The 12609-nt window shown below is 37.7% G+C and carries 18 protein-coding genes; 16 read left to right on the forward strand and 2 right to left on the reverse strand.

The window, feature by feature from the left end; all coding sequences use genetic code 11:
- Positions 1 to 232 precede the first annotated feature (232 nt).
- The 3 genes from HUZ36_RS18940 (at position 233) to HUZ36_RS18950 (ending at position 2745) form a co-directional block, all read left to right on the forward strand.
- Positions 233 to 1189 (forward strand): acyltransferase family protein, encoded by a 957-nt coding sequence (locus tag HUZ36_RS18940; protein ID WP_176033694.1) that lies wholly within the window; start codon positions 233 to 235, stop codon positions 1187 to 1189.
- A gap of 162 nt (positions 1190 to 1351) precedes the next feature.
- The gene (locus HUZ36_RS18945; RefSeq protein ID WP_176033695.1) at positions 1352 to 2185 is read left to right on the forward strand and encodes an alpha/beta fold hydrolase; all 834 of its coding nucleotides are present in this window, start codon (positions 1352 to 1354) and stop codon (positions 2183 to 2185) included.
- A 350-nt stretch (positions 2186 to 2535) separates the two neighbouring features.
- The gene (locus tag HUZ36_RS18950; RefSeq protein ID WP_010603820.1) at positions 2536 to 2745 is read left to right on the forward strand and encodes a cold-shock protein; all 210 of its coding nucleotides are present in this window, start codon (positions 2536 to 2538) and stop codon (positions 2743 to 2745) included.
- Between the two features lie 302 nt (positions 2746 to 3047).
- On the opposite strand, the gene HUZ36_RS18955 is transcribed toward HUZ36_RS18950, so the two are convergent.
- Positions 3048 to 3491, reverse strand: a complete 444-nt coding sequence (locus tag HUZ36_RS18955; protein ID WP_176033696.1) for a hypothetical protein — start codon at positions 3489 to 3491, stop codon at positions 3048 to 3050.
- Between the two features lie 178 nt (positions 3492 to 3669).
- Between HUZ36_RS18955 and HUZ36_RS18960 the strand changes: the two genes are divergently transcribed.
- Entirely contained in the window at positions 3670 to 4011 is a 342-nt protein-coding gene (locus tag HUZ36_RS18960) for a zinc ribbon domain-containing protein YjdM (protein ID WP_125252608.1), read from the forward strand.
- A 29-nt stretch (positions 4012 to 4040) separates the two neighbouring features.
- On the opposite strand, the gene HUZ36_RS18965 is transcribed toward HUZ36_RS18960, so the two are convergent.
- Positions 4041 to 5000: an integron integrase gene (locus HUZ36_RS18965; RefSeq protein ID WP_128731828.1), complete on the reverse strand. Its 960-nt coding sequence runs from the start codon at positions 4998 to 5000 to the stop codon at positions 4041 to 4043.
- 372 nt (positions 5001 to 5372) lie between these two features.
- Between HUZ36_RS18965 and HUZ36_RS18970 the strand changes: the two genes are divergently transcribed.
- The 12 genes from HUZ36_RS18970 to HUZ36_RS19025 all read left to right on the forward strand — a co-directional run bounded on the left by HUZ36_RS18970 (position 5373) and on the right by HUZ36_RS19025 (position 12405).
- Positions 5373 to 5957 (forward strand): hypothetical protein, encoded by a 585-nt coding sequence (locus HUZ36_RS18970; protein ID WP_128732488.1) that lies wholly within the window; start codon positions 5373 to 5375, stop codon positions 5955 to 5957.
- Positions 5958 to 6041: 84 nt separating this feature from the next.
- Positions 6042 to 6512 carry a hypothetical protein gene (locus HUZ36_RS18975; protein ID WP_176033697.1) on the forward strand — a complete coding sequence of 157 codons (471 nt, stop codon included), beginning with the start codon at positions 6042 to 6044 and terminating at the stop codon, positions 6510 to 6512.
- Positions 6513 to 6653: 141 nt separating this feature from the next.
- On the forward strand, positions 6654 to 7085 hold the full coding sequence (locus HUZ36_RS18980) for a DUF695 domain-containing protein (RefSeq protein WP_176033698.1): 432 nt from the start codon (positions 6654 to 6656) through the stop codon (positions 7083 to 7085).
- 114 nt (positions 7086 to 7199) lie between these two features.
- Positions 7200 to 7616 (forward strand): hypothetical protein, encoded by a 417-nt coding sequence (locus tag HUZ36_RS18985; RefSeq protein WP_176033699.1) that lies wholly within the window; start codon positions 7200 to 7202, stop codon positions 7614 to 7616.
- Positions 7617 to 7727: 111 nt separating this feature from the next.
- Complete coding sequence (locus HUZ36_RS18990) at positions 7728 to 8183, forward strand: hypothetical protein (protein ID WP_176033700.1); 456 nt, start codon at positions 7728 to 7730, stop codon at positions 8181 to 8183.
- A gap of 105 nt (positions 8184 to 8288) precedes the next feature.
- Positions 8289 to 8630 carry a hypothetical protein gene (locus HUZ36_RS18995; protein ID WP_176033701.1) on the forward strand — a complete coding sequence of 114 codons (342 nt, stop codon included), beginning with the start codon at positions 8289 to 8291 and terminating at the stop codon, positions 8628 to 8630.
- Positions 8631 to 8751: 121 nt separating this feature from the next.
- On the forward strand, positions 8752 to 9222 hold the full coding sequence (locus tag HUZ36_RS19000; RefSeq protein WP_176033697.1) for a hypothetical protein: 471 nt from the start codon (positions 8752 to 8754) through the stop codon (positions 9220 to 9222).
- A 106-nt stretch (positions 9223 to 9328) separates the two neighbouring features.
- The gene (locus HUZ36_RS19005; protein WP_176033702.1) at positions 9329 to 9793 is read left to right on the forward strand and encodes a hypothetical protein; all 465 of its coding nucleotides are present in this window, start codon (positions 9329 to 9331) and stop codon (positions 9791 to 9793) included.
- Positions 9794 to 9970: 177 nt separating this feature from the next.
- Positions 9971 to 10555, forward strand: a complete 585-nt coding sequence (locus HUZ36_RS19010) for a hypothetical protein (protein WP_176033703.1) — start codon at positions 9971 to 9973, stop codon at positions 10553 to 10555.
- 152 nt (positions 10556 to 10707) lie between these two features.
- Positions 10708 to 11037, forward strand: a complete 330-nt coding sequence (locus tag HUZ36_RS19015; RefSeq protein ID WP_176033704.1) for a hypothetical protein — start codon at positions 10708 to 10710, stop codon at positions 11035 to 11037.
- Between the two features lie 109 nt (positions 11038 to 11146).
- Positions 11147 to 11752 (forward strand): hypothetical protein, encoded by a 606-nt coding sequence (locus HUZ36_RS19020; RefSeq protein WP_176033705.1) that lies wholly within the window; start codon positions 11147 to 11149, stop codon positions 11750 to 11752.
- Positions 11753 to 11901: 149 nt separating this feature from the next.
- The gene (locus tag HUZ36_RS19025) at positions 11902 to 12405 is read left to right on the forward strand and encodes a hypothetical protein (protein ID WP_128732487.1); all 504 of its coding nucleotides are present in this window, start codon (positions 11902 to 11904) and stop codon (positions 12403 to 12405) included.
- The last annotated feature ends 204 nt before the right edge of the window (positions 12406 to 12609 follow it).

Genomic DNA, 12609 nt, shown 5'->3' on the forward strand with positions numbered 1-12609 from the left:
AAGTGGTGTCGTTACGCAGGGTGTTGCAATTAACGGTTGTATTGGCTAGCCAACAACTATATCAAAAGAGCCAATTGTTATATGTCTGCTCCATAGCTAAAAGTAGCTCAACAAAGCTTCCCAACCTAAAAACCGCTGTTGAACCTAAATTTGGATTCTGAGTGAACTTTTGCAGCTTATTTTTTGATAAAATGCTTCCATCATCTATGTAAGAGGAAAGTAAGTATAATTTATGGATAGAAATGTTTCTCTCGATATGCTGAAACTATCAATGGCTTTTATGGTTGTTGGTTTACATGCTGGCTTTTTAAGTGAAATATCAGCGTTGGGATCATACCTTACAGTTCAAGGTGTATTTAGAATTGCAGTCCCCGTATTTTTGATCATTAACGGGTTTTACTTTTTTCCTGTTTTAGCTAAAGGAAGGCAAACCACGTGGTTGAAGCGAGTCTTTATTCTGTATGCAGTGTGGATGCTATTTTATTCCTATTTTTGGTTTTCATTACCGAGTTTTTCGTTAAAAGATATTATTGAGCTAATCAAAAACATCATCGTTGGTTACCATCATTTGTGGTATATCGCGGGAATGTTGGGAGCAGCGTTATTACTATGCGCATTGCAACGATTTTCATCTGCTGTTTTGGTTATGACGATTGTTGTCACTGCCGCACTAGGAATACTGATCCAATACTTAGGAAATTATCATTATTTTGAAGGGAGTAGGCTAGATAACTTTTTCAACTTAAATTGGTTTCATCGAAATGCTTTATTTTTTTCGTATCCATTTTTCTGTATTGGTTTTTTGATAAATAAGCATCGCATTCATACTAAGATTAGTTTAACAAGCGCTACAACGCTGAGTGTTTTGGGTCTTGCTTTCTTACTGCTAGAGTCTTATATCAACTACTCCCAAGCCAGCATGGATGAAGGGTTCGATAACTATTTCTCACTTTTAATTCTGTGTCCTTTTGTTTTCATTACTTTTACGAAAATAAAAGTATCAGGAAACAGTAAAAATATTGCATTGTATTCATCAGCGGTCTACTTTATTCACTCATTCTTTCTTAGCTTGCTAAAAATGTTTACTGATGTTGAAGCAACCATGTTGACCGCTTTATGTATCGGGCTTTCTTTGCTTGCTTCTCACTTTTTAATTCGAGTAAATAGCAAAGTTAAGTTTATCTTATAAAATGCAGACATCTAAATTCTGTTATTACAGATTTTAGCAGGATAAAACATAAGCTTAGCTAAGCTCTAGCTTAAGTCTCAGGCGCAATGCTAGCCATAGCAGATTTGGTTACTAGCTGCTACATTGTTTCCCAAGTGGAAAGGTTAACATCAAGGAAAATAGATGTGTCACAAGCTGCTTTTTTTATTCTGTATTGTTGCCAGTAGCACAGCCTTTGCGAAGGCTGTGCTTGAGCGTACCATCAAAGAGCGTATTGTTGTTGCAAATACAGTTTCACTGCAAGTGTATCATGTGGCGGGAAGCGATCCGGCTATTGTATTTGAAACTGGCTCTGCTGCGCCCGCAATTTACTGGACTTTGGTGTTAAAAGGTTTGTCACAGCGGGTGCCAAATACGCTGTTGGCATACAATCGTGAGGGCTACGGAAAGAGTGAACTTAGCCATAGAGCTTATAGTGTAGATACTGACAATCGAAACTTGCAGCAGTTACTAAAAGCGCTGAATATTAGTACTCCGTTTATCTATGTAGGCCACTCCTATGCTTACTATGTGATGCAAAATTACATTACTTATTACCCTGAGCAAATAGCCGCTTTACTATACGTAGATCCTGTCACAGTCTACTTTATCGATAAAACCCAAGCACTCACCCCTGACAAATTACTACCACCTTTAGATACGTTACCTGACAATGTTTTTGCCAGGGCGTTACGACGTGAAACTCAGGCATTGAGTGAAACTGTGGCGAGTGTTAGACCTCATCAAATGCCTAAAAATGTCCCATGTCGGGTGATTGCAGCGCAGTATGCGTTTGACCCGAACAAACGTGATCTAAAAGCATGGCGAGAAGGTCAAAATATGTTGGCATCACATTGTAATTCTCAGTTGATTATTGCACAAAATAGCGATCACACCGTGCCAATGAAAGCACCTCAAATAGTGATAGAGCAAGTGATACAACTCGTTCAAGAATTAACACCCAAAAAGGGGCTATAACTTGATGAATATTTTATTGCAATTATCAGTGATGGCGCGGGATTGATGAAATAATGCCTTTAAAAATAAGGCGTTGAAAAAATACACAAGAAAATTTTGAGGTTTGTCATTAACGAGTCATATTGCTGATTAAAAATACATTGACTTAGGGTGGAATCCCTATATGATGTTCATAGACAGAATTTGAGTCAGTGTTTTAAAATCTCCATTACGTTGTTGTATAAGTGTTTGCTTGTAGTAGTACCGTCCTGAAGTTTTATCCACTCTACAAATTTAGGTCTATGCGCCCACATGGGCATAGCTCATCAATGCAAAGCATTGGTTTTTGTTTTTATATCAGGATTAGTATTATGTCTAACACTCTTACAGGTACCGTTAAGTGGTTTAACGAGTCAAAAGGTTTTGGTTTCATCGCTCAAGAAAATGGCCCTGACGTGTTCGCACACTTCAGCGCAATCAAAGGTGACGGTTTCCGTACACTTGCTGAAGGCGAGAGAGTAGAATTCACAGTAACTGATGGCCAAAAAGGTCCTCAAGCTGAGAACATCGTTAAGCTTTAATCGCTTAATAGATGAAGAAAAAGCAAGCTATGGCTTGCTTTTTTTGTATCTGTAATTTAACGAATATCAACTTGTGCCCATCAGCTTAATGAAGTGAGCTATTTTGAGACAGGAAAATCTTGTCGATAACACGGCTACCGCGTACTGCTCTCGCTAAGGTACCTACATCCATATAGGCAAGGCAAAAATTTTGCTATTTAGTTGTTCTAAATAAGAAATTTTTAACGCTGTTAGCGTCGGGTTTACTCCTTCAAATTGCGCAAGTATTAAGTCTAATTGGTATTTGCATCAGGTTTGCTTCCTCAAATTGGCATATTATTTCTGTGTGTCTTGGCGAGATTTTCAAGCGTAGTGATCGCCGAAGCATAAATCTCTCGTGATGTTTTACTGAGCCCGCCGCTAGCCGCTGAAATTTCAAATGTACGCTTCATATCTCCAAGTAAATCAATCTTTTCATGTGGGTTTTCAGTCATAGATATCGGCGCGCCGATAGCTATCATCTGGCCTGAATCAATAAACCCTCCTTCGAATAGTTCTCGGGACATAGTTCGTGCTTCTGCCGCAGAAATATTGTGAACGTTGTATTTAGAGGCAATAGTTTGCCAATTATGTTCAGCATTGTTAGCGGTTTGGCTAATGGAGACTTGGGCGTCTTTCTGTACCGCTTCAGCCTTTTTTGGTTGATTCAGGCTCTGGCTGCTATAAATTGTTGGTGAGCCAACCCCTTGAGTTTGACTAACAAGCATAGGTAATCCTTTATATGATGAAATATAGATTAATTACTAAGCAATTGCCGTGCCGCAACATTTTGGGTAGCTATTCTTAATTCAATAGCGATTTAAAGACGAATATAGAGGACGCTCTACTCACTTTTACAGTATCATATGCCGATGATACACAGCCTTAAAAGTGATACAGTTAATTATGTCTTTACCTGCTTGCCCCAAATGCAATTCTGAATATGTTTATCAAGATCAAAGTCAACTAATATGCCCTGAATGTGCTTACGAATGGGATCCTAATGCGACTGCTAAAGAGGACGACTTTCAAGTAAAAGATGCCAACGGCACACTACTCGCTGATGGCGATAAAGTCACAGTAATTAAAGATTTAAAAATCAAAGGTAGTTCACAAGTCATTAAAATAGGTACTAAAGCTTTGGTAAGGCGTGTGCTAGATAAAAAAGACCATGAGCTTGACTGCAAGGTTGATGGTGTTGGTGAAATGATGGTGACAGCGAAGTTTGTCAAGAAAGCAAATACTTAAGTGGATAAGTGTTCAGAAGTTATGGTGTTTTAAAGTTGCTCCAGTGGGCTGAGGGTGGTGCCAAATCTTGTGCCAATAACATGAGTATATCTTTCAGTTGTACGAATATCAGTGTGGCCCAAAAGCTCCTGAACAGTTCTGATATCGGTTCCGTTGATTAATAGTTGTGTTGCAAACGTGTGTCGGAAAGTATGAGCTTTAACTTGTTTTGGGATATTGCATTGCTTAACGGCGCTCCTTAGCTGTTTTCTAAAAGCGGTTTCGTGTATGTGATGCCGGCAAATATAGCCATCATGGGGGTGCTGACAGCGAGTAGTGGAAGGAAAAAGGTACTGCCATGAAAGATCTTTAGCTGCATTTTTATATTTTTTGATAAGAGATACAGGCAAAGATGTAAAACCAAAGCCCGCTTTTATATCTTGCTGATGTACCATGGTTGCATATTCGATTTGCGCCGTTAATTGCGAATGCAATGACTTGGGCAGCAGCGTATATCGGTCTTTTTTGCCCTTTCCTCTAAATACAAATAGAGTGCTATTAGTAAAGTTGATATCTTTTATTCTCAGGTGTAAGGCTTCGTTTATTCTGAGCCCACAACCATAAAGAAGAGATGCGACTAATTGATACTTGCCATGTAGCTTAGAGATAATCATCATTGCCTCTTCATGAGTTAGTACACATGGGATTGCTTGCTCTTTTTTAGTTAGCGTGTATTTTAACCCTTGAATTTCCCGCTGTATCACATAGCGATATAAAAAAATAAGGGCACACAACGCTTGGTTTTGCGTTGCGCTACTAACTTGCTTGTTGACCGCAAGGTGGTTTAAAAAACGCTCAACTTCTTGATTGCCCATTTGCTCAGGGTGCTTTTTATCATTAAACAAAATGTAGGACTTAATCCAAAATAGGTAGGACTTCTCTGTTCTGATGCTATAGCGTTTTGTTCTAAGCTCTAGCCTAACAGACTCTAAAAATGGTGATCTAGGCATTTTGAATCCTTTGCTCACTGTTTATTTATACAGTTGTAAGTGACAGGTAACAAAATTGCAAGGTAAGCTGCCTAATGTTTTAAGAAAAGATCAATAACGAGAAATAAAAAGGCTCGGATATCTCGTAAGTGCCATTTAAAACTGAGCATTTTTAATATGTTAGCTATTTGCAACTTGTTCTTAGCGAGCCAATTTGTGGCTCGGATAAGTCCCAACTCGTTTTTTCAGGTAATTTGCATGTTGAAATGACAAAGTTTGGCTGGTAACTTACTAAAAATATTAAATAAAGTTAGCTTGAATGTTGTATTCATTTCTCTTGTGGATAAGCGAGATATTCAGGAATTCATGCTAATAAGCTGTTAGGGAGCTTCTATGGTTCGCATTATGATTTTCATAATGATGATATTTTCTTTTGTTGCTTATGCAGATAGAGAGTCGATCCCTAAACCATATATAGTTACCCAAGAAGGAATGTTTGAATCATATTATTTCAAAATGATCCCCGAAAACTTCCATTTTGAAGACGATAATCTAGTTATCGATAGCGAAGCATACGGGAGAGCATTTCGTTTAAATTATGACGGAACTGAAGAAGAGCTATGGTCTGTTTCAGGTTGGCATGCAAACAATGTCTATTTGGCTGGCAAAGAAGCTGTAAACCTTGTTAGGCTTGGTAATTGGGCTAGAGGGCAAGCTCCAGAAAATGAAGATTTAGCCGTCGCATTTTATGAAAGAGGTAAGCTTTTAAAATCATACTCTACAGCTGATTTAATTGAGAAACCTGATTCAGTAAAACTATCAGTTTCACATTATCAATGGAAACTATCTTCTAATTTAGCGAGAAATAATAAATATTTTTATATCGAAACCGTAGAAAATATTACTTATAAATTTGATGTATCTACAGGTGAAATTGTAGATGTAAAACTCCCTAACAAGCAATTAAACAGGGATTAAAAACAGCGGGCTCTTCGCTTCGCTCAACTTTAGCCCACTATTTTTAACCCGTTAATCGAGCGTTATAAAGCCAAGGAAAGTTCAGTGTTTAAATTAGAAAAGGATGTTTGGACTGAAAGTGACTTTAAGGTCATGGGCTGGCACGACTCTCAAATATATTCGTTCTATGCCAATGATGAAACGTTTGAATGGTACGTAGATCTCGATTACATCTTCAAATGGGTAAACCCTGAAAGCGAGGGTGACTCATATCAGTTTTATGTTGCGCCCGTGACAATGGTTTTTGAGAATTCTCACTCCGTTAAAATAGACATCAAATCAGAACAAGGTCTAATCGAAATAGCAGACCTCCACATGGAAAATCCTAAGTTAACTCCTAATGGTAAGTTTACTCAGCATGAGTTTAGGTTTGAGTGTCAGGAAGGTGAAATTGTTGTAACAGCCACTGGTTTCAAAATGTATGTCCGTATGCCACCCAAGTTAACTAAATATCAATGTTTAACTTTTGAACAGAGAGGTGGTATAAGTTTTGGCAAGGAAGTTAAGGCTTTATAACAAGTTACTAAAAAGGACGCAAAACGCTTGGCTTGCGCTCCTTCGTCGCTAATTTTAGCCAAGCATTTATGCGCCTATTAGCAAGGCGTTAGCTATATGTTCAAGTATCTTTTATCAATTCTAATTCTGGGAGTTTCATTCATGGCGTGGTCAGAGGAAACATGGTCTGTTGGCGAAGCAACAATTCAAGGAAAACCTGTCGTTTATAAGTTCATAAATGAGTTTCCTGATGATAGTACTCGATCAAAAATGGAGTGGCTGACTGTAGTTTCATGGAAGTATGATGGCTCTACTAATAACGGGATGCCGCCAAAGCATGTGAATGAACTCATGATCAAACTTGAAGATGGCCTTGAAACAATCAAAGGCCGTGAAGAACTTTATTTCGACGTATACTCAGCGACAGGAAATGACCTTAAAGAATTTGTATTTTATATCGCAGATAGGGAGATATTCATGAAACATTTTAATGAAGCCTTATCTGGTCATGAAGTATATCCTATCGAGGTTAATTTCTATCAGGATAAAGAGTGGAGCGATCTTAAAAAGCTTCAGGCTGATTTCGGCATATAGCTAACAAACGCTTAAACCAAGGACGCAAAACAGCAGGCTTGCGCTCCTTCGTCGCTAATTTTAGCCTGCTATTTTGCGCCGGTTAAGCGAGGCGTTAGGTGCTAAGGATAGTTTTTGTTTAATAATCTAGTTCAGTGGCTCAAAGGTGGAGTGGAAAAAACTCTCTTTGAACAAGAGTGTCTCGATCTTTGCTTAAGTCACTTGCCCGAAAACTTAAAAAACATTGCTGAACAGCAAATATCCGAATATAACCTGTTTCAACGTGAAGCTGATAATCGAAGTTTAAACTTATATCGGGCTTCTATATTTAATCGAGTTATTGAACCTTCGGTGAAGCTGCCAGTTAAATCGAATGATTGCATATTGGTTAAGTTAGTTGTTGAGTTGAGTGAAAAAGAAAGGATTAATGTAGTCTTACACGCTACAAACTTTAGAGTGTTTTGTATTTGCTTTAACAAATCTGTAGCTCATTTAGCCCAAAATAAGGCACTAAACGTTATAGGTTGCACTAGTTCATGGAAATCAGTTTAACAAGTGCCTCAACCAAAAGGACGCAAAACAGCAGGCTTGTGCTCCTTCGTCGCTCAGTTTAGCCTGCTATTTTGCGCCGGTTAGGCAAGCGTTAGAAGCCGATGAAAACTTATGCCTCGTCGTAGAGAATTTAAAGGAATCGCAAATAACCTCGCTGAATTATTGAGTGGCCGCAATAATGATTACTTAGGCTATTGGGCTGTAGGTCAGCTATTTCTATTAGCTCAAGATCATGAAGTAGATATGATCTCGCTTGATTTAATAAATTGTAAAGGCGATATCAGGTCACCCTTATTAGAAGATATGTGCCAGTATATGAGCTCTGAAATTACGCGAATACTTACAGCACATAAGCTACCCGATGAATGGGTGAAATCAATTTCAGCTAAATTTAGCTTTAATCAAGAGTATCAGGAAAAATATCATTACTGGCGCTCAGCTTTAGGCAAACCCTACTTAGTTCAAGTAGAAATTGAAACTGACTTAGGGTATGTAAATAAGGCTACTCAAGGGGGCAATGTAAAGCCTCACGATCCTTTAAAAGAACAACGGAGAAGCGGCTTCTAACAAGGCCGTAAAACCAAGGACACAAAACAGCAGGCTTGTGCTCCTTCGTCGCTAATTTTAGCCTGCTATTTTGTGCCGTTTACGGCAAGCGTTAGAGTTTCTTCCATGCCATACGATAAAATTATAGTCAGTGAAAATGGTCAAGAGTTCCCATACTCAGAATCATTTGATGGTGAATCATATTACTATGAAATTAGCATTGTCTTTGATGATCGCGATGGTGAGTTGTTTATTTCAAAATGGGGCTCTCATATAGCTTTCGACGATGATGATAGTTGGCTCGATTTTAAAATTGCACCTAGCGATTTCTTTCCAAATCAAAAAGAGTTAACTCACGGCAATATTCTAAGTTATATGAACACATTGCTGGAAAGAGAATCTGAGGGGCGAGTTATACCAAAGGAAGAAGTAGAGAAGCACTACCAAAGATATTTAAAATCAGAGTAATGAAACTCTAACAAGCTGTTAAACAAGGACAAAATACAGTTGGCTTTTGCTCCTTCGTCGCTTATTCTAGCCAACTATATTTTGCCTGTTAACAGGGCGTTATAAAGCCAAGGAAAGTTCAGTGTTTAAATTAGAAAAGGATGTTTGGACTGAAAGTGACTTTAAGGTCATGGGCTGGCACGACTCTCAAATATATTCGTTCTATGCCAATGATGAAACGTTTGAATGGTACGTAGATCTCGATTACATCTTCAAATGGGTAAACCCTGAAAGCGAGGGTGACTCATATCAGTTTTATGTTGCGCCCGTGACAATGGTTTTTGAGAATTCTCACTCCGTTAAAATAGACATCAAATCAGAACAAGGTCTAATCGAAATAGCAGACCTCCACATGGAAAATCCTAAGTTAACTCCTAATGGTAAGTTTACTCAGCATGAGTTTAGGTTTGAGTGTCAGGAAGGTGAAATTGTTGTAACAGCCACTGGTTTCAAAATGTATGTCCGTATGCCACCCAAGTTAACTAAATATCAATGTTTAACTTTTGAACAGAGAGGTGGTATAAGTTTTGGCAAGGAAGTTAAGGCTTTATAACAAGTTACTAAAAAGGACGCAAAACGCTTGGCTTGCGCTCCTTCGTCGCTAATTTTAGCCAAGCATTTATGCGCCTATTAGCAAGGCGTTATGTATTACTTGAAATATGGATGTATCTGAAAAACTTCAGCAATTAAATGCTGATCCTAAAAAGCAAAAGCAGATAAAAAAATACTTGTTAGCTTGCTGTCAAAAGTTGGTGAAGTATCGCAGAAGCGGTAACCTCGAGAAAGGTATTATGTTAGCTAAGAAATATAATTCAGGGTTTATATCATGGAAGAAGTTTCATGATATTGAGTATGTTTTAGAAGGCGAGGCTTTCCGAATAGATTTTTATACTAATGACCCATACTTTGGCGGGCTTAGAGTTGATTTAAATGATCTTGCAGACCTAAAAATGGCGCGAGCAAGCAAAGCTTTGAAAGCTAAAAATGCTAATGAATATCTTGTCGAATTAACTTACTTTGTAAATACAGTTTTTAGTTATTGTTCTCATCCTAATAACAGCTTGCCTTCGGCCAAAGAGTCAAAGTTTCTATGTCCGCTGCTGTTTAAAAGGTATTTTAGCTAACAGTATGTAATACATAACAAAGTAATTAAACAAAGGACACAAAACAGCAGGCTTGTGCTCCTTCGTCGCTAATTTTAGCCTGCTATTTTGTGCCGTTTATTACGGCGTTAGCACTCAAGAGGATAACTCGTGTTTCGGAGTTTGGTTTTAGTATTATTTTTAGTTGGGAGTATTTCCGTGCACGCGAATGAAAAGTCGATAGAGTTTGCCAAAGACTATTTGGAGGAGGTATTAGTTAGAAGTTATGACAATATCGAAAGCTTTATTGATACTTCTGCTTTTACTAAATATCACGAATTAACGATAGTGGCGTTCATTGAAGATCGGTTTAAAAACGGTCAACTTGATGAAGAAGGGAAGAAAAACTTCAAACGTAAATTCATTGAAATGGGTATTCCTGAAGAAGACCTTCCGGAGTGGACTATTGGAGATTTGGTTAAGTATTTTTATGTTGATTTCTATCAAGTACACTCCAACTCATTGCAAGGCGCTACAACTGAAAATATAGAATTCCTAAATAAAGTTAATGAAGGTGAGCTTACACATTATCTGTTTAATGTAGAACAAAGTATTGAAATAGGTGAAGAGTTTCCCTTAAAACAAAAATATACTGAATTGCGGACTGTAACTATCCAAAATATAAAGGGAAAGCCAGTCATTGTTCCACCCAACAGCTTAAAAGCACATGTAGAGATAATGCTATACGGTTTAGTAGAAGCGAATTGGAAAAGTGCTAACAAGCCAAGTCAGTCGGATTCGTAACATTGTCGCGCTTTTTTCTCACCCGCTCCGCGGGCAAAAAGCTCGCCAATATTACTCACCGCAGCTTGGGGCGTTATAACCCCCGAAGACGTTAGAGTGTTCTATGACTACTTGTAAAAAGTGTAAAAGTAAAATTTTACCTAAAATGGTGAGTGCTGGTAAATCAACAGCTTATTTTTGCCCTTTCTGCGGCGCTTCGCAAAGTAGGTTTGGCTTTAAAGAACTATATTCTATTCAATGCACTCTTATTACTGTGGTTTGCTGCTTTCTTTAATCATCATATAAGTGCTGGAAATGTTACATGGTCACCCATGATGCAAAAATTAGCATTTCTGGTGCTTGGTTCTATTGTAAGCTTTATTTTCACTTTTTATAAAGTTTCAAAAAAACAAAAGGGCCACTGGAAACTTTATAATTCCTTTTCCTTTGTAGTTATGGTTTTGTCGATTGCTCTTTCGGCATCTCAGGTATGGGGGTTATAACAAGGTTGTAAACGCGGACAAAATAACAGTTGGCTTTGTTCGTGCCTCACAAATTTTAGCCAACTATTATTAGCCAATTACAACGGCGTTAGCACTATCTGGAAGTTTGATGATTAAATTGATCTTTGTTTTATTAACTTTAGTAGGAAGTACATTTGTGCATGCAACTCCAATTGCTGAGCAATTAGCAAAGAATTACTTGATAACTCTATTAAATAAAGATTATGACAACCTGTATAAATATATAAACGTTGAGCAGTTCAACAATGAAAGTCACTTAACAATTACAAAGTATTTATCTAAAAAGGTTACAGACGGAAAATTATCAAAAGCTGAGAAAGATGAATTTGAGTTAAACCTGTTTGAGCAAGGTCTAACTAAAGAAGATCTTGATGAGAGCACTGTCAAAGATTTACTGTCATACTTTTTTGTAGAAATGTATCGTATTAACTCTGATTCTTTTGGTGGAAAAGTATTAGGTGAAATTGAGTTTCTAACAGTAGCAAAAGATAAAGCGAATAAAGAACATTATGTATTTAATGTAAGGCAAATTCTTACAGATGAAGATAACCCTGATTTAAAAAGAGAGTTCACTAGTACAGAGGTCATTAGTGTTAAATATGTAGATGGTAAGCCAGTTATTATACACCCAACTAAAGTTATCGTTTATGTTGAACTATTAGCCAAAGGGCTTTTAGAGTTAGGTGGTAAATAGTGCTAACAAACGCTTTAACCAAAGGACGCAAAACAGCAGGCTTGCGCTCCTTCGTCGCTAATTTTAGCCTGCTATTTTGCGCCAGTTAAGCGAGGCGTTATAAGTCTTTCTAACTTATGAAGAATCTGTTTGTATTTATTGGAATTTTAATGTCATTTACTATCAAAGCTGAAACAAATTCTACTTACTATCACTCTGGTGTAGGGTTTAAACTCTCTTACCCAAGTGGTTGGGAACCAAAAGCAGCTGAAGAAACCGAAATCGAATTTGCTCCGCCAAGCTACATCCCAAAAGAAGAAGGTGAATTCGTTATGTTATTAGAAGCAGGGGAAGTCACAGAGAGCAAGCTTGAACTAATAACACTTAGCCTTTTAAATGACTCCGAGAGTACCCCAACAGAAGTCGTTCAAGATACTGTTGAAATGTTGCTAAAAAGTAATGAAGTACAAACAGGGACTGTGGAGATAACCTCTGAAATAAGTTCAATCGGGTCAAAAGGAATTAGTTTTCAAAAGCTGAAATATATGGGCTTGGATACATTAATTGGATGCTTTAGGGTAGGTAGTCACATTGTTACTGTGCAGATAATGCAAGCTCTTGAAAATCAAGCGTTAGAACAACAAATTTTAGAGTCTGTGGTAATCGACTTATAACAAGGCCATAAAACATAGGACACAAAACAGCTGGCTTGTGCTCCTTCGTCGCTAAGTTTAGCCAGCTATTTTCTGCCGTTTATGGCAGCGTTATAAGCCAATTGAGCTTACGGATTAGAAAAGCATCTTGGTGAAAATTTCATTATAGATAGGAAGTAACTAATGAATATTGACGAACACTTAAAGGTATTAGCGTTAAAAAAT

This window comes from Pseudoalteromonas sp. McH1-7 (assembly GCF_013366255.1).
Taxonomy (GTDB): domain Bacteria; phylum Pseudomonadota; class Gammaproteobacteria; order Enterobacterales; family Alteromonadaceae; genus Pseudoalteromonas; species Pseudoalteromonas peptidolytica.